At 37.2% G+C, this 24,973-nt stretch carries 27 protein-coding genes; 26 read left to right on the top strand and 1 reads right to left on the bottom strand.

Features of this window, described 5'->3' with window-relative positions; translation table 11 throughout:
* Positions 1 to 33 precede the first annotated feature (33 nt).
* The 13 genes from ABF682_RS01880 (at position 34) to ABF682_RS01820 (ending at position 12,013) form a co-directional block, all read left to right on the top strand.
* Positions 34 to 897, top strand: a complete 864-nt coding sequence (locus ABF682_RS01880; RefSeq protein WP_415618833.1) for an ROK family protein — start codon at positions 34 to 36, stop codon at positions 895 to 897.
* A 199-nt stretch (positions 898 to 1,096) separates the two neighbouring features.
* Complete coding sequence (locus tag ABF682_RS01875) at positions 1,097 to 1,672, top strand: histidine phosphatase family protein (protein ID WP_415618832.1); 576 nt, start codon at positions 1,097 to 1,099, stop codon at positions 1,670 to 1,672.
* A gap of 74 nt (positions 1,673 to 1,746) precedes the next feature.
* Positions 1,747 to 2,298 (top strand): helix-turn-helix transcriptional regulator, encoded by a 552-nt coding sequence (locus tag ABF682_RS01870; protein WP_415618831.1) that lies wholly within the window; start codon positions 1,747 to 1,749, stop codon positions 2,296 to 2,298.
* A 4-nt stretch (positions 2,299 to 2,302) separates the two neighbouring features.
* Entirely contained in the window at positions 2,303 to 2,515 is a 213-nt protein-coding gene (locus ABF682_RS01865) for a DUF3923 family protein (protein WP_289979978.1), read from the top strand.
* A 230-nt stretch (positions 2,516 to 2,745) separates the two neighbouring features.
* Complete coding sequence (locus tag ABF682_RS01860; RefSeq protein ID WP_289979977.1) at positions 2,746 to 3,864, top strand: NAD(P)-dependent alcohol dehydrogenase; 1,119 nt, start codon at positions 2,746 to 2,748, stop codon at positions 3,862 to 3,864.
* 311 nt (positions 3,865 to 4,175) lie between these two features.
* A complete protein-coding gene (locus ABF682_RS01855; RefSeq protein WP_289979976.1) occupies positions 4,176 to 5,438 on the top strand; it encodes an MFS transporter in 1,263 nt (420 codons plus the stop codon).
* 35 nt (positions 5,439 to 5,473) lie between these two features.
* Positions 5,474 to 6,958, top strand: a complete 1,485-nt coding sequence (rhaB, locus tag ABF682_RS01850; protein ID WP_415618830.1) for a rhamnulokinase — start codon at positions 5,474 to 5,476, stop codon at positions 6,956 to 6,958.
* Entirely contained in the window at positions 6,948 to 7,265 is a 318-nt protein-coding gene (rhaM, locus tag ABF682_RS01845) for an L-rhamnose mutarotase (RefSeq protein WP_289979973.1), read from the top strand. Before rhaB ends, rhaM begins: the two co-directional genes overlap by 11 nt.
* A 14-nt stretch (positions 7,266 to 7,279) precedes the next feature.
* The gene (locus ABF682_RS01840) at positions 7,280 to 8,545 is read left to right on the top strand and encodes an L-rhamnose isomerase (protein ID WP_289979971.1); all 1,266 of its coding nucleotides are present in this window, start codon (positions 7,280 to 7,282) and stop codon (positions 8,543 to 8,545) included.
* Positions 8,546 to 8,582: 37 nt separating this feature from the next.
* Positions 8,583 to 9,398 carry a rhamnulose-1-phosphate aldolase gene (gene rhaD, locus ABF682_RS01835; protein ID WP_415618829.1) on the top strand — a complete coding sequence of 272 codons (816 nt, stop codon included), beginning with the start codon at positions 8,583 to 8,585 and terminating at the stop codon, positions 9,396 to 9,398.
* Between the two features lie 85 nt (positions 9,399 to 9,483).
* Positions 9,484 to 10,383: an AEC family transporter gene (locus tag ABF682_RS01830; protein ID WP_415618828.1), complete on the top strand. Its 900-nt coding sequence runs from the start codon at positions 9,484 to 9,486 to the stop codon at positions 10,381 to 10,383.
* A 210-nt stretch (positions 10,384 to 10,593) separates the two neighbouring features.
* The gene (locus tag ABF682_RS01825; protein ID WP_415618827.1) at positions 10,594 to 11,577 is read left to right on the top strand and encodes an AraC family transcriptional regulator; all 984 of its coding nucleotides are present in this window, start codon (positions 10,594 to 10,596) and stop codon (positions 11,575 to 11,577) included.
* Positions 11,578 to 11,698: 121 nt separating this feature from the next.
* On the top strand, positions 11,699 to 12,013 hold the full coding sequence (locus ABF682_RS01820) for a SemiSWEET family transporter (RefSeq protein ID WP_289979965.1): 315 nt from the start codon (positions 11,699 to 11,701) through the stop codon (positions 12,011 to 12,013).
* Between the two features lie 174 nt (positions 12,014 to 12,187).
* Here the strand turns inward: ABF682_RS01820 and ABF682_RS01815 are convergent, their stop codons facing one another.
* Positions 12,188 to 12,823, bottom strand: a complete 636-nt coding sequence (locus tag ABF682_RS01815) for an NAD(P)H-binding protein (RefSeq protein WP_415618826.1) — start codon at positions 12,821 to 12,823, stop codon at positions 12,188 to 12,190.
* 214 nt (positions 12,824 to 13,037) lie between these two features.
* Here ABF682_RS01815 and ABF682_RS01810 point away from each other — a divergent pair, with 214 nt between their 5' ends.
* From ABF682_RS01810 to ABF682_RS01750, 13 genes are all read left to right on the top strand, one after another.
* Entirely contained in the window at positions 13,038 to 13,625 is a 588-nt protein-coding gene (locus tag ABF682_RS01810; RefSeq protein ID WP_415618825.1) for a helix-turn-helix transcriptional regulator, read from the top strand.
* Positions 13,626 to 13,873: 248 nt separating this feature from the next.
* Complete coding sequence (locus ABF682_RS01805) at positions 13,874 to 14,914, top strand: flagellin (protein WP_415618824.1); 1,041 nt, start codon at positions 13,874 to 13,876, stop codon at positions 14,912 to 14,914.
* A 144-nt stretch (positions 14,915 to 15,058) separates the two neighbouring features.
* Complete coding sequence (gene fliD / locus ABF682_RS01800) at positions 15,059 to 16,492, top strand: flagellar filament capping protein FliD (RefSeq protein WP_415618823.1); 1,434 nt, start codon at positions 15,059 to 15,061, stop codon at positions 16,490 to 16,492.
* An 11-nt stretch (positions 16,493 to 16,503) separates the two neighbouring features.
* On the top strand, positions 16,504 to 16,833 hold the full coding sequence (locus ABF682_RS01795) for a hypothetical protein (RefSeq protein ID WP_415618822.1): 330 nt from the start codon (positions 16,504 to 16,506) through the stop codon (positions 16,831 to 16,833).
* Positions 16,834 to 16,856: 23 nt separating this feature from the next.
* Positions 16,857 to 17,246 (top strand): flagellar export chaperone FliS, encoded by a 390-nt coding sequence (fliS, locus tag ABF682_RS01790; protein ID WP_415618821.1) that lies wholly within the window; start codon positions 16,857 to 16,859, stop codon positions 17,244 to 17,246.
* 16 nt (positions 17,247 to 17,262) lie between these two features.
* Positions 17,263 to 19,422: a glycosyltransferase gene (locus ABF682_RS01785; protein ID WP_415618820.1), complete on the top strand. Its 2,160-nt coding sequence runs from the start codon at positions 17,263 to 17,265 to the stop codon at positions 19,420 to 19,422.
* A 190-nt stretch (positions 19,423 to 19,612) separates the two neighbouring features.
* The gene (gene rsmG / locus ABF682_RS01780; protein WP_289979945.1) at positions 19,613 to 20,341 is read left to right on the top strand and encodes a 16S rRNA (guanine(527)-N(7))-methyltransferase RsmG; all 729 of its coding nucleotides are present in this window, start codon (positions 19,613 to 19,615) and stop codon (positions 20,339 to 20,341) included.
* Positions 20,342 to 20,371: 30 nt separating this feature from the next.
* The gene (noc, locus tag ABF682_RS01775) at positions 20,372 to 21,205 is read left to right on the top strand and encodes a nucleoid occlusion protein (RefSeq protein ID WP_415618819.1); all 834 of its coding nucleotides are present in this window, start codon (positions 20,372 to 20,374) and stop codon (positions 21,203 to 21,205) included.
* A gap of 37 nt (positions 21,206 to 21,242) precedes the next feature.
* Entirely contained in the window at positions 21,243 to 22,010 is a 768-nt protein-coding gene (locus tag ABF682_RS01770; protein ID WP_289979943.1) for a ParA family protein, read from the top strand.
* Positions 22,000 to 22,881, top strand: a complete 882-nt coding sequence (locus tag ABF682_RS01765) for a ParB/RepB/Spo0J family partition protein (RefSeq protein WP_415618818.1) — start codon at positions 22,000 to 22,002, stop codon at positions 22,879 to 22,881. Before ABF682_RS01770 ends, ABF682_RS01765 begins: the two co-directional genes overlap by 11 nt.
* Positions 22,882 to 22,907: 26 nt before the next feature.
* Positions 22,908 to 23,108: a DUF951 domain-containing protein gene (locus ABF682_RS01760; protein WP_289979941.1), complete on the top strand. Its 201-nt coding sequence runs from the start codon at positions 22,908 to 22,910 to the stop codon at positions 23,106 to 23,108.
* Between the two features lie 18 nt (positions 23,109 to 23,126).
* Entirely contained in the window at positions 23,127 to 24,227 is a 1,101-nt protein-coding gene (gene ychF, locus ABF682_RS01755; RefSeq protein WP_415618817.1) for a redox-regulated ATPase YchF, read from the top strand.
* A 27-nt stretch (positions 24,228 to 24,254) separates the two neighbouring features.
* Positions 24,255 to 24,965 (top strand): DUF1129 family protein, encoded by a 711-nt coding sequence (locus ABF682_RS01750; protein ID WP_289979939.1) that lies wholly within the window; start codon positions 24,255 to 24,257, stop codon positions 24,963 to 24,965.
* Positions 24,966 to 24,973: the final 8 nt, after the last annotated feature.

The raw sequence follows: 24,973 nt of genomic DNA, 5'->3' as shown, positions 1-24,973 counted from the left end.
CTTAGATAAATTCTATCTAGAGAAAGGAAAATTATGATAGGAGCAATTGAGGCAGGGGGAACAAAATTTGTTTGCGCTGTAGGTAACACGGTAGGAGAAATTCGTGAGAGTGTCAAATTTTCAACTAGAGGACCCCAAGAGACACTCAATGATGTAATAGACTTCTTCAAAAATAAAGAAATTGATGGATTAGTAATCGGTTCTTTTGGACCAGTAGTCATTAATAAATTTAAGAATGACTATGGTTGCATTAAAGACACTCCTAAATTATTATGGAAGAATTTCAATCTTGTATTGTATATCAAAAAATATCTGAAGGTTGAAATCATTTTGACAACGGATGTTAACATTGCGGCCTACAGAGAATATGTGTTTGGTAATGGTAAAGGGTATAAAAATATTTTCTATTCCACAATTGGAACTGGGATCGGCGGAGGGTTCATTCAGAATGGAAATATTTTTTCAGGAGATTCGCACTTAGAATCAGGGCATATCCTTTTGCCTAAAGAAAGCGAGGATCTTGATTTTAAGGGTGTTTGTCCATATCATGATGGCTGCTTTGAAGGGCTTGCTTCAGGGCCATCAATTGAAGCACGCCTTGGTAAGGAAGGCTTTGAAATTAAGAAGGATAATCCAGTTTGGGATTTATTAGCAAGATATATTGCTAAAGCCTGTGTGAACTATACGTTAACATTATCACCCGATATTTTGATTTTTGGTGGAAGTGTCTCTAGTCAGCAACAACTGTATCCTAAAGTTAGGAAATATTTTTTAAGAGACATGAATAATTATGTCGATATTATAGATGTAGACAAATATATAATTCCGGCAAAACTCGGTAATGATGCAGGAATTAAAGGCTGTCTGGCGTTTGGTAGAACAAGATTTGCAAGATAATTTTAGATTAGATATCCTGGATAGTAAATTATAGAGCTGGATCAAAAGTTAAATTTTGATCTGGTTTTTTTATTCCAGATAAACGTGTTCTATAAGTCAAAATTTATCTACTTATGGTACATTTTCTTGTTGATTGTTGTGTATATCTGGTATTCAGAATATAATTTTTTAAATATTAGTTTTTACAAAGGAGAATTATATGCTAACAAATATATATTTTGTTCGTCATGCATTGCCAGATTATTCTTGGGCAGATGATGCAACGATGTCATTAACTCAAGTAGGAAGAGATGATTCTTTAGCGGTACTTGATTCGCTTAAGAATATCTCTTTTGACTTTTGTATCTCAAGCCCCTACAAGAGAACTTTACAGACAATTGAACCACTAGTTTCTGAAAAAAAGCTTAAAGTACACACAGACGAATGCTTAAAAGAAAGGGTTCGCGGTGATATTGGCGAAAATGGGGATATGCTACTTAAAAAAAGATGGGAAAACTTTGATTTCCATGAAAAAAACGGCGAATCAATGAATAGTTTACAGCAAAGAAATATGAAGGTACTTAGTAAGATTCTTGAACAGCATCAAGGAGAAACTATATTATTTTCAACTCATGGAGCTGCCTTAAGTGCTATGCTTAATCATTTTGATAATGGATTTGGATATTCAGATTTTATCAGACTACAGTGTTTTACTCCGTATGTGTTGAAAATAAGCTTCGATGAGAGTAGTAAGATTGTTGATAAAAAGGAAGTTTTAATTATAGACAAGAAATAAGAGTATAACAGCGATGACAGGATGTCTGTCTTGCTATTAGAATAGAGACACGTTAATTTTGAGGAGGAGTATGTATGGTTGTAGCCAAGATATCAGAACTCTTAAAGTATAAGCGACAAGAAAATGGACTCACTCAAGCTGCTGTTGCCAAAAAATTGCATGTTTCACGTCAAGCAGTCTCTAATTGGGAAACTGGGAGACACTTACCAGATGTTATACTGATAAAAAAATTGGCGAATATTTACGGAATTACAACGGATGAACTAATTAGTGGAGGAGATAAAGAAAAGGTTGAAAAAAGTAATTCTACTGCAACTTTGCTTTATCCGTTGCTGTTGTTAGTAACATTAATCACCAGCAGATTGACTATAGCTTCAAATTCACGGGCATTGTTAGTAATGGACGGATTGATCTTGTTAAGCATCATGCTAGTTTTTTTAACTAAGTTCGCAGATAGTAAAATACAAATTTTAATGCGGATATTTAGTCTAACCGTATTTTTAAGTTGTACATTTATTAATGATATTTTAAATAATTTTAGTTTTCAAACTACAACTTTTATAAACAGCCTAATTCTATTATGGCAATTGTTTAGTACATACTACTACCAAAAAAGGAGTAGTTAGCGATATGAAATTAAAAATGTGGTGGTTGAGTAACTTAATTTGGTTACTAATTTTTGGCGTGCTGAGTTTTATTTTGATGACGAGAAGGATTGATGGTTCGGGCGCAGTTCAAACGCCAAAGACAAGAGTAGTTTCTTTGATTGTTTTAGCAGTCTTTTTTATAGTTGTAGCAATAATACAGTTAGTTATCTTGATATTTGTTAAGAGAAAAAGATAAAGTGTGTTAGATTATTTGTGATACAAATAACTAATTTTTAATAATTATTTATATTAAGTTAGTAGCTAGATTATGCATTGTATTTTCAGCATTAATTTGAAGTTTAGTGATTTACAATATGTAAATTTGTTATTTAACAGATGTAGATTTGTCATTGAAAGCGCTTGTTCTATGGATATAATAAAGCTGGATAGTTAAATAATTCACTAATTCAAGGAGGGATAAGTATCATGAAAATCAGTGCAGCAGTAGTTAATAAGGTTGGTGACCCGTTTGTAATCAAGAATAATATTGAACTAGCAGATATGGGGCCGACAGATTTACAAATCAAGGTGATAGCAAGTGGAATTTGTCATTCAGATGAGGCAATACGTAAGGGGGATGCTTCCTTAGGCTATCCTGTAATTTTAGGGCATGAAGGTGCCGGAATTGTTGAAAAGATTGGTTCACAAGTACAAGATTTTACAATTGGTGACCATGTAGTGTTATCATTTTATTCTGATGGTACATGTGACAATTGTTTGAAAGGAATACCCACGCAATGTCGCAGCTATGCCAAGTATAATTTGAGTGGAGTACGCGCAAATGGGACTGATCACTTCCTTAAAGATGGCAAGCATATTAGTGATATGTTTAACCAGTCATCTTTTACAACACATACGGTTGTGAATCAACGCAATGCAGTTAAGGTTGATAAAAAGCTTGATTTGCGTAAACTTGGACCTTTAGGTTGTGGTTATGTAACTGGTAGTGGTACTGTTTTTAATACTTTGAAGCCAAGACCAGGGCAAACAATTGCCGTTTTTGGCACTGGCGCAGTTGGGTTGGCAGCGATGATGGCAGGAAAAATTTCTGGGTGCACAAAAGTGATTGCGGTAGATGTTGTACCAGAAAGGCTTAAGTTAGCCAAAGAACTTGGTGCAACTCAGGCAATCAATAGTAAGGAGGAAGACCCAGTCGCAGCCATTCAAAAGTTAACGAATGGTTACGGGGTGGACTTTACTGTTGATACAACAGGAATTGAATCTGTTATGTTACAAGCAATTAATGCGCTAGCACAAGGTGGAACAACTGCTTTGATTGCAGTAACTGCAAATAACATTACAATGAGTTCTTGGAATGACTTGTGTACTTCTGATCGTAAAGTTGTCGGTGTCAATATGGGTGATTCGATTCCGCAAATTGATGTTCCACGGTTGATTGAATTTTATAAATTAGGGATGTTTGACTTTGACAAGACCGAAAAGTTCTACAAATTTACTGATATTAATCAAGCAAACAATGACTCAGTTATGGGAAAGACAATTAAACCCGTTTTGGTTATTGATGAGGAGTATCAACCAGAATAATTAATGAGGTTAAGTTACTCATGATTTAAGAAAACCTATACAATAAGAACATATTTATACGGAATAAATAGAGGAACTGAATCAAAATTTAAATTTTGATCCAGTTTTTTTGAGGGGAAAATTCTGATGGAATATAGCTACGGGAAAATTTACCTTGCTAAGAGTGATTATCTTAGATTATTTTTCCAGTCTTTAATTATGTATATATGACATAAAAAGACTGTCTTTTTGATATTGTAAACGGATACATTCAATGGTGTAATCTATTTGTATACAAAATGGATATCCGAAAAATGACAAGGGGTGGCAGCATGGCAAAAGAAAGTTCAAATGGGTCAACTTGGGCTGTATCGTTAACCAATTTTCTGGATTCTGGATCAATTGTAGCGGGTGCATCGGGTTTAACACTATGGCAAAAATCTTTTGGATTATCTGATTTTGATGTTGGATTGTTGGGGGCTCTAAGTGCAAATGCATTTGGGTCAGCGTTAGGTGCAATTATTGGTGGAAGACTTTCAGATAAGTATGGACGAAAGATGATTTATACCTATGACATGTTGATTTATATGTTAGGAACATTAATAGTCGTTTTTTCAGTTAATTTCCCAATGCTTTTACTAGGCTTTTTAGTAACAGGTATCGCAGTTGGTGCGGGAGTTCCTGCTTCGTGGACATACATTGGGGAAACCTCAGGTGACACTAATCGGGCTCATAATATTGGTATCTCACAATTTGCATGGTCAATGGGACCAGTAATTATTTTTATATCAGGTACCTTATTGGCTCCACTAGGCCTATTGGGGAGTAGATTACTTTTTGCTTTCTTGACAGTAGTAGCTTTTATTGCATGGAATTTACAAAAAAAGTTACCAGAATCACAGGATTGGATCAATCAAAAGAAAAAAGAATTGGGATCGCCAGTTGAGAATCATCCCTACCGTGATCTTTTTGCCAATATGATATCAGTTAAAAGTATTCTATTCTTATGTGGGGTTTACGTATTCTGGAACTTAGTTGCAGGTGCGATGGGATTCTTCATGCCATTCGTATATGAAACAGTGGGTGGATTGAATAATACGCAAGCAAATATGTTACAAGCAGTATTATGGATTTTCACAGCCCTTGCTGGATACTTCGGCTTTGCCCTTTTAGGAGATAAAGTTAATCATCGCTCATTCTTCTTCATAGGTGCAAGCATGGCAGTGATTTCATGGGTAATTCTAACATATATTGGTTTTGGTTGGTTAGCATTGTTGGCGTTTGTTATCATTTGGGGAATTTCAGCTGGAATTGGAGCTCAAGCATGGTATGCACTATGGGCTGTTGAATTGTTCCCTACTAAGTATCGGGCTGGTTCGCAAGGATTTATGTTCTTCATTGTTCGTGGGACAGCAGGGATATGGTCAATTGTATTTCCAATTATTTTATCTTCTTTAGGTTTTAAAATTGCAGGAACTGCAATGATTATTTTGCTTCTGGTATCGTTAATTGTTGGAATCTTATGGACACCTAAAACACGTGGTAAAACTTTATCACAAATTACAAAAGAACGTTATGGTGACAAACAAGAATAAAATTTTCAATTGAAGGGATAAGGGTGACATGACTTATGAGTAAAACTTATGTTGCTGTTGATATAGGGGCTTCAAGTGGTCGATTAATGCTTTCAAAACTAGTCGACAACAAATTAAGCTTGAGAGAAATTCATCGGTTTAAAAACGGTTTTGTTCACAATAAAGGACATGATTGTTGGGATATTGACAAATTAATAGAAGAAATTCTAATTGGCTTAGAAAAAATTAAAAAAGCTGGATATGATTCAGTTGTTCTAGGGATTGATACTTGGGCGGTTGATTATGTTTTGGTTGACCAAAAGGGAAACAAATTACAGGATTCGATTTCTTATCGTGATAATAGAACTCATGGAAGCATAGAAAGGTTAACGACATCATTATCAAAAAAGTATATTTATCAAAAAACAGGAATTCAGTTTCTTGACTTTAATACACTTTATCAATTATTTGAAGAGGACAAAGAATTGTTAGCCAAAACAGATAAGATAATGATGATTCCAGACTACATTGGCTTTATTTTAACTGGGAAAGCAGTTACTGAAGTTACAAATGCGTCAACAACACAGATGCTAAGTCTGCGCGAAGGCCTATTTGATAATAACTTATTGAAAAGTGTTAATGTAAAACAATCTCAATTTCCAAAATTAGTAGAAGCTGGAACGATTCTAGGTGATATTAGTCAGCAATTAGTCAAAAAGTATAGTTTGCCTCAAACCGAGGTAGTTACAGTAGCAACACATGATACTGCTTCGGCTGTTATTGGTACACCTGCTCTGGGCCAGCGGTGGGCGTATTTAAGTTCTGGGACATGGTCGCTGATTGGTGCAGAACTTAATACTCCAGAAAATGGAGAAAAGGCTTTTGAACAAAACTATACAAATGAATGGGGAGCGTACGGAACTTACCGTTTTTTGAAAAACATTATGGGATTGTGGGTCATTCAAAATATAAAAAAAGAGTTGAATAATCAGTACAGCTTTGCAGCTTTAGCAGCTTTAGCAAAAAGAGAGCCACCATTCCAACAATTCATAGATATAAATGCTGCTCGTTTTCAGAATCCAGAGAATATGATAGCAGAACTTCAAGCATATTGTCGTGAAACTAAACAGAAGGTTCCTGAATCACCGGGAGAACTCGCAATGGCTGTCTATTCAAATCTGTCACTATATTATGCAAATGAATTATCTATTCTTGATGATATTTTGGGCTATCACATTGATAGTTTGAACATCGTTGGTGGTGGTTCAAATGTAGATTTAATGAATCAACTGACAGCAACGGTGAGTGGCGTTGACGTATATGCAGGTCCGAGTGAAGCGACAGCGATTGGAAACATTATGGTTCAAATGATTACGAAAGGTGATATTTTGAATATTTATCTTGCTCGTCAAATAATTAGTGATTCATTTAAGATAGACAAGTTTGTTCCTGAGAGAGAAAAATATTCTAATATCCTAGATGATTACAAAAAGTTTTTGAAGAATGAAAAATATAAAGGGGGTAATTTGGTTGACAGTTAGAATGGGACAGTTAATGCATGTTTATCGTGATATGTATGAAGAGTATGAAAAACGACATAATAATCTTTTTCCAAAAATGCGAGAAGCTTTGAAAGATGCTGGGGCACATAATTATTCAATATTCCTTGATAAAGAAACTGGAAATTTATTTGCTTATCTAGAAGTTGACGATGTCGAGAAATATAACGCTATCGCACAGTCTGATGATTGTAAAAAATGGTGGGCATATATGGAACCAATCATGGATACTAATGAAGACAAAAGTCCGGTAACTTTAGACTTACACGAAGTATTTCACTTAGATTAAAGGAGGAGTTTTAAATGGTTAAAGCAGAGAATATTGAAAGGGCATACAAAACAGCTAAAGAAAGATATGCAGAAATTGGCGTTGATACAGATAAAGTGATTGCACAACTAAAGAAGGTTAAGCTCTCAATGCATTGCTGGCAAGGCGATGATATTCACGGATTCTTAAACCCTGATCAAGAATTAACAGGTGGAATTGGAGTCAGTGGAGATTTCCCAGGAATTGCACGGACACCAGATGAATTGACAGCCGATTTGCATAAGGCACTTACCTTGATTCCTGGTAAACATAAAGTCCAGTTGCATACATTATATGCAGTAACTGATCAGAAGAAGGATTTCAATGAAATTGGGCCAGCGGATTTTAAGTATTGGGTAGACTGGGCTAAAAAAGAAGGTGTTGGTCTTGATATGAACCCAACCTTCTTCTCTCATCCAAAAGTAAAGCATAATTTCACACTTGCTAGTCCTGAAAAACAAATTCGTGATTACTGGATTGAAGTTGGTAAGAAGTCGCGAGAAATTGCAAATTATTTTGGTAAAGAATTAGGGCAACAATCAGTTAATAATTTTTGGATTCCAGATGGTTTCAAAGATAATCCAATCGACAAGCAAGGCCCAAGAGAACGTTTAATTGCATCACTCGATGAAGTTTTTGCGAAAAAGTACGAAGAGAAAAATACTATTGAGGCAGTTGAAGGGAAACTCTTTGGGACTGGAATTGAATCATATACAGTTGGTTCACATCTCTTCTATAACAATTACGCAATTAGCCGTGATAAGTTATGGACGATTGATGCAGGTCACTGGCACCCAACAGAAGATGTTTCAGATAAGTTTTCAGCATTCTTACCATTTGGTAAGGGGTTGATGTTGCATGTGTCACGACCGGTTCGGTGGGATAGTGATCATGTTGTGATTATGGACGATGCATTGATACGAATTGCACGTTCATTGGTACGAGACAACCAATTAGAACGAACAAATATTGGGCTTGATTTCTTTGATGCGACGATTGACCGCGTGGCTGCTTGGGTAATTGGAGCACGTGCAACGCAAAAGGCCTTATTGCAGGCAATGTTGGCACCAATTGATCAACTGAAAAAAGCTGAGTTAAGTTATGACTTTACAACACGTTTAGCTGTTACAGAAGAGCTCAAGGCGTATCCATTTGGTGCAGTTTGGGATGAATTCTGTTTAGAAAACGAGACACCAGTTGGGACTGATTGGTTGGAAGATATCCATCAGTATGAAAAAGATGTTTTATTTAAACGCAATTAAATGCAAACAACAGACATAAACTAGGGAGAAAAGTATAATGACTAAATTTGTAAATTCAAAATTTGTAAAGAAAATATGCGAAGTTACCCATGAGTCCTACGTACATGGCTGGGACGAACGCAATGGTGGCAATGTTTCATTGAGAATCGATAGCACCGATTTAGCTGATTTTGCTGATGTTAAAGAAGTTAAAAAAACTTTTGTGCTTGGCTTTGATGCATCTCCATTAGCAAAGGAATATTTCTTGGTTACTGGAACAGGACGGTATTTCCGAAATGTAGTTAATCAACCAACACTTGACTTAGGCTTGGTTCAGATTACATCTGATGGTCAAAAGGCAGATTTATTGTGGGGCTTTGAAGATGGCGGTAAGCCAACATCAGAATTTCCAAGTCATTTGATGACACATATTGAAAGATTAAAATTTGATAAGACTCATAGAGTTGTAATGCATTGTCATCCAACAAATGTGATTGCATTGTCATTCACACAAGATTTAAACGAGGGACATATCTCACGACTTTTGTGGAAGATGCAAGCAGAATCTTTGGTAGTCTTTCCAGAAGGTGTAGGTTTGATCCCATATATGACACCGGGCACGACAGCTATTGGCAAGGCAACGGCAAGTAAAATGCAAGATTTTCGTGTAGTAATGTGGCCACATCATGGGTTGTTTGGAGTAGGTTCAGACTTAGATGAGACATTTGGCTTGATCGAAACGGTTGAAAAAGCTGCAACGATCTATTCACAAATTGGGGCACAAGGCGGAGAGATTAGACAGTCTATCTCTGATGAACAATTGAAGGAATTAGCTGCGGCATTTAATGTTGTTGCAAATCCAGCATTTATTTAAGGAAAATAATAAGAATAAAGTCAAGTAACTAAGAAAAGTTACAGTGGCTTTATTTTTTTAATGTAGATTATATGGTGGGGATGAAATGATGAATATTTTTGAGAATGTGATGCTGCCGGTGATATTAATTTTTGCTAGTGGATTTATTTTCAAAATAAAAACACAGATGGCTATTAAGCCACTCTCAAATATAGCTATATATTTGCTTCTTCCTTTTTTGGTATTTCAAACATTTTATAAATACTCCATCAATAGTAAATTCGTAACCATTATCATTGTGACAAGTATAATATTGATACTGTTAATTATCATAGGAGTAGTGTTTAGCCGTTTTTGGGGGTTAGATCAGGATGAGAGGGATGCATTTTTGTTATCAATTTGTTTTCCGAATAGTGGGAATTTCGGGATACCTATAATAATGTTTGCCTTTGGTAGCAAGGAATTACAATATGGAATGGCAATTATGATTTTTCATAATATATTGATGGGAACAGTAGGAATATATGTGGCATCTGATAAGAGTTCAGGGATAAGGAAGCCCTTGACAAATATTTTTAAGCAACCGATGAACTATGTTATATTACCAGCAATTTTATTAAATAAGTGTAATGTTGTGGTACCCAATTTTCTTATGAAAAGTGTCAACTTAATAGGGAATGCAACAATACCAATCATCATGTTAGTCTTAGGGATGCAATTGGCAGAGATTCACTTTCAAAAAGTAGATTGGCGTACAGCAGGGTGGGCATGCTTATTTAGATTGGTAATATCTCCACTGATAGCTTACTTTATAGCAACTATGCTAATGCTTAGTTACAGTATGATGGTTGTACTTGTACTAATGTCAGCGATGCCTAGTGCGGCAAACACTACACTATATGCAATTGAGTTTGACAAAAAACCACAATATGTTTCTATCTGTACTTTAGTCAGTACCATCTTCTCTGTTGTGACAATTACAATGATTTTAAATTGGATGATTTAGAGAGTGTCTTATAAGCGATAAAACGACTTTAACATGAGACAAGATTTAAGATAAGGAGTATCGCAATGAGACTTTGACTTTCTTTTAAGATTTGTTAAGCTATAAATGAATGCGCTTTTTTGGTACCCATTCTTTAAAAGTAATGTTCAAAGAGTCGTTAAAATTATATACTTCTATTGACCTTTTGAGTAATTCTAGGGGGATGAAAAAATGTTAAATCGAAGAGTTATGACCATGTTAAGAACTTTAAATCCAATTGAAACTAAACAAAAGCAAGATGAGTGTTATCTAAAAGAAATACCAGCAAATACAATTGAACGAATAGGTCAAACGAACAGTTTCAAGGTTCTAAATAACTATTTTTTTAAGAACAAGGATATTTATATAAGTAAGCACAACAGATTTGCACCTTATCCAACTCATTCACATTCCTTTTTAGAAATCAATTACATGCTCGAGGGGAAATCTGCTCAATCAGTAGATGGAGAAAAGATTGTGTTGAATAAAGGAGATTTATTATTATTAGATGTTGGAGCAACACATTCGATTGGGGCACTTAGTGAGAGTGACTTGTTGATTAATATTTTATTTAGAAATAGCAATATCAACATTGATTTATTGAAAGACCTAAGGCGAAGTCGCAGCGTTTTATATGATTTTTTATTGAAAAGCTCAATGAAGTCAAATCAAAAAAAAGATTTTTTGATTTTTAGAACGGCAAAAAATTACAAGATTTCACAGATAATGGATGAAATTATTGAAGAATATTTTTTGAAGAGGGAATTTTCAGATACAGTTATCAAGGCGTGTTTACAAATTTTAATCACAAATCTGGTCAGAAATTATCGTATTTTAGAAAATGAACCGCAAAGTAAAACAAGGAAAATAATGATTGAGGTACTAGACGAAATCGACAAAAACTACACTGATATTAACCTAAAACAAGTAGCTGAAAAATATAATTACAATAAAAACTATTTCAGCAACCTCTTTAAGAAGGAAGTTGGAAGGTCATTTTCAGAAACGGTATTAAAAAAAAGGTTAACACAGGCAAACGTCCTAATTACCTCAACAACACTCCCGATTAACCAAATTGCGCAGGCTGTCGGAATTTCAAACTATAGTTTTTTTTACAAAAAATACTTTGAATTTTATAAAGAATTGCCATCGGAGCAACGAAAAAATGGATTATAATTTACAGTAAGATATAATGTATGGATGTTACTCAATTGTCTTTTCTCCCCATTAATTTTTACGTTTCCAAAAAACAATGTTAAGCTGTAATGTATACTTTAACCAATAAGGAGAAAAACATATGAGAATTGACACATCAAAATACCCAGAAGGAGAAACTGCTGTATCCGCTGATAGGATTAGGCGTCTCAAATTATTAAGCAAACTGGCAACCGTTATGTGCATTGCGATGTATATTTCATATATTCCTCAAATTATTAGTAATTTTTCAGGGCATCCAGTCGGGTTTCTACAACCGTTTGTAGCAATGGTGAATGCTTCGTTATGGACTGGCTATGGCTGGAACAAAACATATAAAGATTGGCCTGTAATAATCGCCAATGTTCCGGGCATTTTTTTTGGATTATTCACAGTGGTTACGATATACATCCACTAGGTAAAAAGAGTTGACTAATAATAAAATGAACCCCAAAAGTTAGATTTTTTGTCTAATTTTTTGGGGTTCATTTGATAGTTATAAACCCTACAGTTCACTCATAGAATCATTGAATGTTAAGCTTTATGACGGTCGGTTATTGGGTGCTTACGGTTAAAATCAAGCAACCTGAATCTATATTTGCGTTAAAGCTTCATCAATAGGTGTTTTTCCATCGCTCATTTTAATAATCTTTTTGCTGGTATTGTCGAACTTGATAATGGCAGCCAGTGTCTCAGCAACATTTTGAATTGTATTCTTTGTTCCACTATTCTCATTAAGAGCAATTCTGTGAGAACCCTTTTCTTCAATCAATGCGGCAGCTTGTAAGATGGTGTAGTTCAACTTGCTCTGATGGACAAGGTAATTATCGGCGAAGAACTTAGCAATATTATAATTCAAAAGATCTTCCATACCTCTCTTCTTCCATTGTTCTGGTTCTAAAGAAAAGGCGGAACTAAGCATAATAAACCGATTAATATGATTTTTCTTTGCAACTTGCATTATTTTAACAGCACCGAAGGCATCGGTCTGTAGTAAGTCTTTGCCGCGTGATCCAGCGACGAAATAAATTGCATCTGCGTCCTTGATAATTTTTGACAAGGTTTCAAGTTCATCGTGCAGGTCCAACTTTAATGGTGTAACATGTGGATTCTGCAAGACTCTTTCTGGAGATCTGGCACCAGCCAAAATCTCATGGTCTTCCAACGCTAATTGTTCAATTAATTTAGTAGCGACACGTCCTGTGGCTCCAACAATAAATATTTTCATTTCCGCACCTCTTTAATATAATTATCAGTTATATTCTAGCATTTTTGATTATTTTACGGCTAATGATTACACTTTGGTCAAAATGTATTTTAGGTGTGCAAAGTTCCAATCCGCATAATTTTTTTTCTAGTAATCATGCGGTTGCAAAAAAGATTTGCTAGACATTTTCTTCATTATTTAATAGCGTAGTTGTTGTAAGAGAGGGGTGATAATTATGGAATTAGCCAAGATTCTGATTCAAGAAAGAAAACACTTGGGGAAAACACAGCAAGAAGTTGCGGATGATTTATTTATTTCGCGACAGACGCTTTCTAATTGGGAAAATGGGAAGAACTTTCCTGATGTGCCAACATTAATTAAGCTCAGCAATTATTACAATTTTTCACTTGATATTATGAAGGGAGATAAGCAACTGATGAAGAAAGTTGAAACGGATTACGAATTAATTAATATCAAAAAGGCTAATAAGAAATATTCTTGGTCACTCTTGATATTGCTAACATTGGTCATTATAGCGGCTTTTGCAATGTCATTCTTTGAAAATCAAACAGGTGTGGTCAAATCGTTGACATTGGTTATGTCACTGTTAATTCTTGCATCGCTTTACGTTTCTTATAATTTCCTGAAGCAAGTCTATCAAAAGTATGCGGACGAGCCTAATACACCACTGTTCGTACCAAAAGTTTTTGGCTATGGGATTGCAATTAACCCATATCACAAAATCGGCAAGTTGATTTTTGCACTTCTCTTTCTCGCAATCGCTATTTTTTTCTTGGTCACGATAGTTTCTTTGTTTGTGTGATTTTTGGTAGATGTGATGTAAATCAAGTCTCATAGTATGTAATCAATGAAAGAATTAAACCATGGTAGAGTAAAAATTTTAATAAAACTTCATTAAAGGGAGTCACCGGATAACTTTGATTTACACTTCAAAGCAAATTTTATGAATATTTCTTAACAAGAGTATTAAATAATTTATTACTCGACCGATATCTATAAACATGAGGGGGAAGCCTCAAAATAAACTCGTAAAAAATGGAGGAATTAAATATGCGTATAAATACTAATATTTCTGCTATGGATACACTTCGTAATTTGAATGCTGCAACTGCAGCTAAAAGTGATTCTTTGTCAAAGCTTTCATCTGGGTCACGTATCAATAAAGCCGGTGACGATGCTGCTGGATTAGCTATTTCAGAAAACATGAAGTCACAAATCAGTGGAATGACTCAAGCAACACGTAATGCCCAAGATGGTGTTTCGTTGATTCAAACAGCTGAAGGTGCACTTAGCGAAAGCCAAACAATGATTGAACGTATGCGTGATCTGTCTGTTCAAAGTGCCAACAGTACTCTATCAGATAGTGACCGTACGGATATCCAAAAGGAATTCGGTGCTCTTCAAAGTGAGATCACACGTGTCAGCAAGGATACAGAATTCAATAACAAGAATCTCTTGAGTGGTAATAACACATTTAGTTTCCAGATTGGTGCAAATGCTGGGCAAACACTTTCAGTTTCAATTAGTGACATGAGTGCAAGTGCATTAAGTATTGATTCATTGTCATTAGTTGCATCTTCTACTGAAGTTGCATCTGTACAGGCAGCAGCAGCAGCAGTTACAACTTTAACTTCAGCATCGACATTGGCCGCTGCTGATATTACAAACTTAGGACTACTTGGTATTGATACTACAGGATTAACTGTAGGTGCTTCAGGAAGTGCTGTTTCTGGTTTGTCAGATATAGTTGCTAGTGCTACAACTTTAGCAACTGATGCAACCGCAGCACAAGAAACAGCTGATATTAGCAAAGCATCTCAAGCAATTACAGCACTTAAAAAGGCTGTAAGTACTGTTTCTGGTCAACGTGCCGACCTTGGTGCCGCACAAAACCGTTTGACACATACAATCAACAACTTGGGAACAACTTCTGAGAACTTATCAGATGCTAATTCACAAATTCGTGATGTTGATATGGCTTCAGAAATGACAACATTTACAAAGCAAAATATCTTGACACAGGCAGCGACATCAATGCTTTCACAAGCTAACTCAATGCCTAATACGGTACTTACATTACTTCAAGGTTAAGCTTAAGCTTAAGCACGCTGATTTATCGTTATACAATAGCGCTCAAAAGTCGAATGCAGGTTCGACTTTTGTCGTATACATAAGGATTGCTTATAAACACATAATTTGCTAACTTAAATATTATAAAGTGAAAGGATTGATATTATGACTAGTGTGACGACTACTGATGGAATTAGTACTACATTGGGACAATATTCAGGTATCACTGCAAGTACCATTGAGTCTTTATTGCAGGCTGATTCTTCTTATGTAGCCAGGACAAAAGCACAGACTCAAATCACGACAAATAGTTCACAACAGACAGCATGGGGAGATATTAAAAGCCGGCTAACCAATTTTTTGACTGATGTTCAAGCACTAGAATCTGACGATGCTTTCAATACAAAAGTTGCAACAACCTCTGATTCTAGTGTGGCTTCAATCTCAGGAACCTCTGCGGCCGATGAAGGAACATATTCGCTTAGCGTCAGCCAGCTGGCAACGAATACTAAAGTCATTGGTAGTCAAGTCTCTACAGATAAGGATACAGCACTTGGTATTAGCGGTACGCTGACCCTGAACAGCAGTGATAGCAGTACGACAACGGCAACTTCGGTTGATGTAGCTATCAGTGCTACTGATTCATTAAGTAATGTAGTTGATAAGATAAATGCACAAACCAATAAATCAGGTGTCAAGGCCAGCTTGGTAGATAATCACTTGGTGCTAACGGCACAGACTGCAGGAGCAAAGACACTCGCGGTTTCGGCCGACAGTGATAGTGTTCTGAGTTCACTAGGGATGAGCAGTGATGCGACAACAACGACAACCGGAAAGACAGCTAAATTCGAATTGGACGGTGTTTCTATTGAACGTAATACTAATTCAGTCTCTGATGCAGTCAAGGGAGTCACAATCAATCTCTCCAAAGTCAGCAGTGATGCAGTGACACTGTCTCTAACGAACGATACCTCCAAAGCTACTTCGGCTGTTAGCACATTGGTCAGTCAATATAATAGTTTAATGAGCCTCATAAGTGATGACTTGGATGTTGGTGATCCAAGCAGTTCGGATAACACCCAGGGAACACTTGTTGGCGATAGCGAGTTAACGCGACTTCAGAATCAATTGAGCAGCTTGATGACTTCTTCAGCCACGAATGGCACAGCTTTGAATGCCAGCAAGTTGGGGATTTCAATTACTGATAATGATGGGACAGTTGGCTTTGACACAGACAAGTTCAATGCGCAATTAGCTAGCGATCCTGATGCAGTCAAGAATTTCTTTTATCAGTCAACTAAGAGCATTACTGGTACAACAAAGTCAGAATCAGGATACGCTGCGAGTCTCGGGAGCTTAGCAAACAATTATTTGTCAGACACTTCGACGAACAAGGGTACTATTGCAGTTAAGCTGGCTGGATATACAACTTCAACTTCTGAATTAAATGACCAAATTAAAACGCTCACAACAACACTTGAGGCTAAAAAGGACCATTATGTTGACATCTATACTCGGCTTGATACTGCAATGATGAAAGCTGAGACACAGCTTAGTTATGTAACGAGTCTAACATCGTCAAGCAGCAGTAGCAGTTAAGGAGAAAGCAAGTGAATAATTATAAGAAGACAATAATGCAGATAAATTCGTTGCTTGCAGATAGTTTGTTACAGCAAGAGACCGATGTGTATGAAGAAGCACTTACTAAAGCCAATACCTTGTTAGATACACTGCAGAGTGCTGCTAGGCCGAATGGATTAGCTGGTATGCCTGAGTATAAGCAACTGCAGCATAATTATGAACAGCTTATCTCACAGATTAAGGATAAAAAGCAAGCGACATTGAATCATATTCAGAAGTTAAATCAATCACGAAAAAGTACTGTAATGACCTATTTGCAACAAGAAGAAGGTCCAGCGTTAATTGATATGGACTTATAAAGTACTAAAGGAGTATAAAAAATATGTACACAGACAAACGTAAGGCCAAAGATGTTTATCTAAGCAGTCAGATTTTAGGAGCCTCACCTGAAAAACTGGTTATTTTCTTGTATGAAGGTGCAATTAAGAGCCTAAAGCGTGCGGAATTCGCACTGGATAAATCTGACAATAATGGTGCTCATCATGAACTGATTAAGGCGCAGGATATCATCAGTGAATTAAAGCAAAGTGTTAACCAAGAAGTTGCTGGAGAACTACCAAAGAGTTTGGTTAACTTATACGACTTTATGAATAGTGAACTTATTAAGGCAAATTTAGGTAAGACAAAGGAACCAATTGGACCGATTATTGAGATGCTGAGTGAATTGCTTGAGTCATGGCAAGAAGTGCTGGCACAGCAAAATAATATTTGATAAGAGGAATGAACCGATGGAGCGAATTAAATGGAGTCAGCCGGTCTTAACAATCTCTTTGCTTGTTTCCAATCACTTGGAGAGTGTCCAGAAGTGCATGGATTCATTGTTGCCAATATTGAATCAAGTCCCTAGTGAACTGATTGTTGTCGATACTGTTGGGGCTGAAGAAAGTGACGGGTCACTACAAGTTGCAACAGAGTATGCTGATTTGGTAGTCCCCTATGAATGGAATAACGACTTTGCTGCGGCACGCAATGCTGGTTTGAAGCGTGGACGGGGCAAATGGTTTTTGTTTCTAGATGATGATGAATGGTTCGATGATGTTTCAGAGTTAATCGCATTTTTCAATAATGAAAAGGAATATTCGAAGTATGGTTCACTTTCGTATATCCGCAGAAATTATTTAGACTTAGAAGGTACAAATTATTCTAAGAATATTGAAACACGTTGCGTTCGTTTGACTGAAAAAACGGAATTCAAGAGTCCAATTCATGAATATTTGTCCCCCACCTACATTCCAACCAAGGCTACAAAGGTATTCATGCATCATTTTGGATATGTGGGCAAGAGCCTTACGGGTAAGCTTGAGCGTAATGAGAGTATCATGCACAAGGGGCTTGAAAGCAATCCTTACGATATGCATCTGTGGGCGCAGTTGGTTGCAGGCATGAAGAAGGATACGAAAGAAGAACGGGATGTTGTTTTTGAGACTGCTGAGGAGGGGTTAATGAATTTCTTTGCAGTGGATAATAAGAATCCGACAAACAAAAATGATGCATTCTCACTCATGTGTTATATGATTCAAGCACGCTTGCTTAATGATTGTTGGCAAGAAGCGCTTGATATCAAAGATGAGTATGCCGACAGGTTTAAGCTGAATCAATATCAAAAATGTGTCCTTGATCAATTAATCTTTGTTACCTTATTGAGCTTGGAAAAATTTGTACAAGCAAGTAGCCGCTTAGAAGACTACATGGGAAATGTGCGCTGGCTTGTTGCGCATCCAAGTATATTTGTCAATCAATCGTCTGCTTATTTTAGAACACTCGTCAGTGTTGAGATGGGAATAAAGATGATGGTAAAGATCTTTATCAAATCAATGGTTGAGAAGAACTATCGGACAATTATTCATTTTGCTAGATATATTCCGTGGAAGGACGATTTTGATAGTACTGCGCGCTTGCTTGGAACCGTACTAGAAGCATTGTTTTTGGAGAATGATTCAAAGGGATTACAGCAATTGCATGATATGTTGCTGAACGATGATGGGCGACTGCCAGATATTTTTGGACGCGATATTGTAATCTTAAAACAAAAAGACAGTATTGAAGCACAGCAGCTTGCGGCTTTTGTTGCCAAGTTGAACTCAGATGATGACTTTGTTTTGCTGCAGCGACTATTGATTGCACGCAATAACGGAGAATTTGAAGTGCTTTTAAGAACGCTCAGAAAAAAGAAAGTAACATGTGCATTGCCTAAGGAAGAATTATTCGCTGAATTGATTAATAAGAGAATTGATCCAGTTTTTGCAATTGATAAGATAAGTCAAGAGGACTGGTATCAGGCTTCACTTGCAGTAGTTCATCAAATGAGTTCGAAAAAAGATGAGATTCCTGAATTTGCACGAAAGATTATGAGTGTTTGGCCAAAATCACAGCGCAGAGAATCGTTATTGCAGTTGTTGTACCATGAGTTTGTCTTCAGTGCAGAAGTTCTGCCAGAAAGTATTGAAGAGCAATTACCATTTTATGCTCGAAGTGTTGTGAGTTGTGCACAGTATCTCTATCATGCGGAGCTTTTGGCGGGTGAACCTTCTAATTTATTACCTGCAGAAACAAGATTTGCGGTCTTTCTTGCACGAGCTTTGGAAGAACAAAATGATGGTAATTATTCATTATATTTTGCTAACCTTAGATGGGGCTTGAATTGCTATGAAGAAGCAAAAACAATTGTCGATCATCTTGTCAAGAAGTATCAAGGACTTGAAATAAAACAAAAGCAGATTGCTGCCGAGATGCAGCGACTGGGCAATCAAGTTAAGGCACAAATCTTGGATATGATTCGCCAAGGAAAAACACAAGGTGTATTGTCGATGATTAATCAGTTGAAAGAGTTACTGCCAGAGGACAGGGATGTTGACCGTCTTAATGAGTTGTATGAGAGATTATTATAAGAAAAAACAATTTGTGAAGTAAAGGTAAATCAACTTGCCAATTTTGGCAGGTTTTTTATTTTGCAAACAAAAAATCACCAAGATTGTTGTGCAGGAGACCTTGAAATAAGCGTAAAAGTATCATAAACTAATAGTAGTTCGTGAAACAATTGTGTTTCACAAAATACAAGCAGATATCAAGAGGAGCAATATGAATCCAACAGAATTTAAACAGGCTCTTTTGGACCTAGGAATAAAATTAGATGACCATCAAATGGAACAGTATGAACAATACTTCCAGTTACTGGTAGATTTTAATGCACATACGAATCTAACAGCAATCACTGAAAAAAATGAAGTGTATCTAAAACACTTCTTCGATTCACTCTTGACGGGTGTAGCGATTCCACAGTTACAAGTAGAATCATTAACTCTATGTGATGTCGGCGCTGGGGCTGGTTTTCCATCGATTCCCTTGAGAATAGCTTTTCCGAATCTTGAGATCACAATTGTGGATTCGTTGAACAAACGAATCTTGTTCTTGGAGAAGTTAGCCGATAATCTTGGATTGACCGGCGTGTCTTTCTTCCATGCTCGGGCTGAAGAGTTTGCCGGTAAGAAGAGTCAATTCCGCGAAAGTTTCGACATTGTGACTGCCCGAGCCGTTGCACGTCTCAATGTTTTGACCGAGTTATGTCTGCCTCTAGTGAAAGTGGGTGGAAGCTTTGTTGCACTCAAAGCTCAAAAAGCAGGGACGGAACTTGATGAAGCACAATTTGCAATTAAGACATTAGGCGGTAAGTTCATCAAAGACGATAAATTGACACTGCCCATCACAGGTGATGAACGACATCTTATTAAGATTGATAAAATCAAAAAAACACCAGCAAAATATCCAAGAAAAGCAGGAACACCTGGAAAGAAGCCTCTAGTAGGGTAGAATAGATGGAGATTCGAGGAGGGATTGAGAGTGGCATTTTCATTTTGGAATAAAGATAAAAAACCAGAAGTCCAAACACAAATGGTAAGAGAAATCGAACTTTCACGGATTGTACCCAATAGATTTCAACCACGGAAGGTTTTTGAAGAAGAAAAGATTGTTGAATTGGCCAATACGATTCGTGATCACGGTTTGCTGCAACCAATTATCGTAAGAGAGTATCAGGAAAATAAGTTTGAGATCATTGCTGGCGAACGGCGCTTCAGAGCGGTATCGTTATTACAATGGGAAAAAATCTCTGCAATCGTTAAGGAAATGACAGATACTGAAGCTGCATCCCTCGCTGTGATTGAGAACCTGCAGCGTGAAAGCCTGACTGCGATTGAAGAGGCCAAAGCATATCACGAACTGATGGAGTTAAATAAGTTGACGCAAACAGAATTGGCAAAGGCACTTGGTAAGAGCCAATCGTTTGTTGCTAATAAGCTGAGATTACTTAAGCTGGCGCCTTATGTGCAGCGTGTAATTATGCAACGCAAGATTTTGGAGCGTCATGGACGCAGCGTGTTAAGCTTGGAAGATGAGCAGCAGATTGAGGTAATCAAGCAGGTTATTGACAAGCAGTTAACAGTCAAGGAGACGGAAGCACTTGTTCTTAAGGAATTGGAGAAGAAGGAGCCGGTTAAGTCAACTAAGAAGAAGCCGCAGCGCAATCAGGCACTTCATGATACGCGAATTGCAGTAAACACGATTAAAAAGTCAGTTAAGCTGATTAAAGAAAACGGAATGAGGGTTAAGACACACGAAGAAGATGTTCCCGGTTTTCATCGGATTGTAATTGACATTCCAGTTGATAAAAAATAACAGTATGATAAATAAAATCATAGGAGGGTCAGAAAACATGGGGATTGTAATAGCACTTGCCAACCAAAAGGGCGGTGTAGGCAAGACAACAACAAGTGTCAACTTGGGGGCTTGCCTCGCAGATCTCGGCAAGAAAGTTTTATTGATCGATTCAGATGCACAGGGAAATGCAACAAGCGGTGTTGGAATTAAAAAGGCAGAGATTGAAAAAGATATTTATGATGTGTTAGTCAACGAGTATCCAATTGCTGATACGATTATTGCTACAAGTCATGCGGGACTTGATATTGTTCCTGCAACGATTCAATTATCGGGTGCGGAGATTGAATTAACATCACAGATGGCACGTGAATCGCGACTCCTAGATGCTATTAAGCAGATTCGAGCGGACTATGATTATATTTTGATTGACTGTCCCCCTTCTCTTGGCCTGCTAACAATTAACGCATTTAGTGCTAGTGATTCAATCTTGATTCCAGTCCAAAGTGAGTACTATGCGCTGGAAGGCTTGAGTCAACTGATGAACACTATCAAGCTTGTGCAGAAACATTTTAATCCACAACTTGCTATCGAGGGTGTTTTGATGACAATGCTGGATGCACGAACCAATCTTGGCTCGCAGGTTGTTGAGGAAGTGCAGAAGTTCTTCAAAGACAAGGTCTACCAAACCGTGATCCCAAGAAATGTCCGCTTGTCGGAAGCACCAAGTTATGGGCTTGCAATTGTTGATTATGACCCCGCATCACGAGGTGCCAAGGAATATATGGCATTAGCGAAGGAGGTATTAGCTAATCATGGTGAATAAAAATAATAAGGGACTTGGTAGAGGAATCGAAGCGCTCTTCCAAGATTTAGAACAAGTCGATGATGGCAAAGAAGTTGTTACAGAATTAGCCTTGGGCGATATTCGTCCAAATCCCTATCAGCCTCGCAAGATATTTGATGAGGATGCGTTATCTGAACTCTCTGTCTCAATTAAAAAATCTGGTGTTTTTCAGCCAATCATTGTGCGTAAGTCAAGTGTCAAGGGGTATGAGATCATCTCTGGTGAACGGCGCTTCCGAGCTTCTAAGTTGGCAGAAAAGAAGAATATTCCTGCAATTATTCGTGAGATTGATGAGGCAAGTATGATGGAGATTGCAATTCTTGAAAATCTGCAGCGCGAAGATTTGACACCGCTTGAAGAAGCACAGGCCTACAATACCTTGATGAACAAGCTGCAGCTTACACAGGAACAAGTTTCTGAGCGTCTTGGAAAGAGCAGACCTTATATTGCTAATTATCTAAGATTGCTTGGATTACCAAAGGAAGTTAAGGATATGCTGCAACGCGAAGAGTTATCAATGGGGCAAGCCCGAACCTTACTAGCCTTAAAAGACAAAAAGCAGGTGATACCTGTTGCGAAGCAGACGGTTGAAGAGAATCTAACCGTGCGCCAGCTTGAACAATTGGTTGCTAAGATGAACGGTAACGAGAAAAAAACTACTAAAAAAGTAAAAAAAGACCCAAATGCAGTTTATTATGAACAAAGTGAGAATGCATTGCGTGAGAAGTTTGGCACAAAAGTTGCAGTTAAAACGAGTTCTAGGCAAGGTAAAGGCAAGATTGAGATTGATTACTTATCGACATCTGATTTCAATCGAATTATGGATATACTTGGAATAAGTCTCGATTAACTATTAGAATAGATGGAGGTATGAGAATGCAAGCTGAATATGAATTGCGTGATATTGTTGAGATGAAAAAGCCGCATCCTTGTGGTACTAATAGTTGGGAAATCATTAGGTTAGGAATGGATATTAAGATTAAATGTACGGGCTGCGGCCATTTGGTAATGCTGCCTCGCCGAGAATTCAATCGTAAGTTAAAGAAGATACTGAAAAAAGCAAATATTGAAGAATAAGAAAGAGTGAAATAAATTATGGCATTAACAGCTGGAATTGTGGGATTACCTAATGTTGGGAAATCAACATTATTCAATGCGATTACTAACGCAGGAGCGGAGATGGCTAATTACCCTTTTGCTACAATCGATCCTAATGTAGGGATGGTTGAAGTGCCCGATCAGCGTTTAGCAAGAATTGATGAACTTATCCCAGCAAAGAAAATTATTCGAACAACCTTTGAATTTACTGATATTGCAGGAATTGTTAAAGGGGCAAGTAAAGGTGAAGGTCTGGGTAATAAATTCCTAGAGAACATTCGTCAAGTTGATGCAATTGTACATGTTGTTCGTGCTTTTGACGATGACAACATTACGCATGTCAGCAATAAGATTGATCCCTTAGATGATATTGACACGATTAACCTAGAATTGATTTTGGCAGATTTAGAAAGTGTTAACAAGCGTTATGCCAGGGTCGAGAAGGTCGCACGGACGAAGGATAAAGAGGCAGTTGCTGAATTCAGTGTGTTACAAAAAATCAAACCGGTTCTAGAAGCAGGAAAGTCTGTTCGTTCACTTGAATTTGACGAAGAAGAGAAAAAAATTGTTAAGGGCTTGTTCCTCTTAACGTCTAAACCAGTTCTGTATGTTGCTAATATTGCTGAAGAAGATATGGCAGACCCTAGCTCTAACGGTTATGTGCAGCAGATTCAGCAATTTGCCGAAGCAGAAGGTTCACAGATGCTGGCAGTTAGTGCAAAAACAGAAGAAGAGATTGCTCAATTAGATGATGCAGATAAGAAAGACTTTCTGGAAGCAGAAGGGGTTGAGGAATCCGGCCTAGATCGGTTGATTAAGGCAGCGTATAAACTGTTGGGTCTAGCTACATTCTTCACTGCTGGCGGCAAAGAAACACGTGCTTGGACATTTAGGCAGGGAATGAAGGCACCTCAAGTTGCAGGAATAATTCATTCGGACTTTGAACGCGGCTTTATTCGCGCCGAAACATTTTCATTTACAGATTTAGACCAACAAGGCAGTGTTGCCGCTGTACGTGAAGCCGGGCGTCTCCGCTCTGAAGGAAAAGAATATGTGGTCCAAGATGGCGATATTATTGAATTTAGATTTAACGTATAGTAATTATGTAAAAGGATGGGGATTATCTTGGCAGAAAATAATAAAGAAACTGGAAGCAAACAAACTCTTCCCGAGACAGAGAAGGTAACAGGAAAAGTTGAGAAGAAGGATACTGCTGAACTAACGAAGCGCAATGCAGAGTATTTGTTCAAAATTAAAAAAGTTCTTGAAGAAAAGGATGTTGCAAGCCAAAAGATTGAAGACGCTCTGCAGTCAATGACTGAAGAACTTAAAGAAAAACAGCGTCAAGGTATTACTGCAACAAAGCTTTACGGAACTGTGAATGAAAAAGTTGATGAGATTGTCAAGGGACCAAAGAAAGCTCCTACAGCAACGCCATTTTGGAAGATTGCTCTGGATAATGGATTGATGATGTTTATGATGTTCTGTATCATGTATGCGATTTTGCAACAATTCTCGCCAAATTCGTCCCAGATTAATGGCGGTTTTCTGACATTGATTGTCACATCCGTTATTGCTGGTGTCGCGATGGCATATTTCTACCGTGTTGCAGGCGACCGCAGAACTAGTGGCAAGAAATTGCCCTTTTGGAAAACAATGTTATTATCACTTGCATTGGTTGTCATTTGGGTATCAGCCTACACACTTGTTGTGAATGTTCCCGGTATAATTAATCAGACGCTTGAACCTGTTGTTTATGTCGTTTTGGCAGCCTTAGTGTTTGGTTTACGTTATTTCTTAAAGAAGAAGTATGACATTAAGAGTACACCATTTTAAAAGGATTA

Source organism: Liquorilactobacillus sp., from assembly GCF_047719775.1.
In the GTDB taxonomy this organism is placed as follows: Bacteria; Bacillota; Bacilli; order Lactobacillales; family Lactobacillaceae; genus Liquorilactobacillus.
Note: the sequence above shows the minus strand (reverse complement) of the source record. Positions and strands in the feature narration are given on the sequence as shown.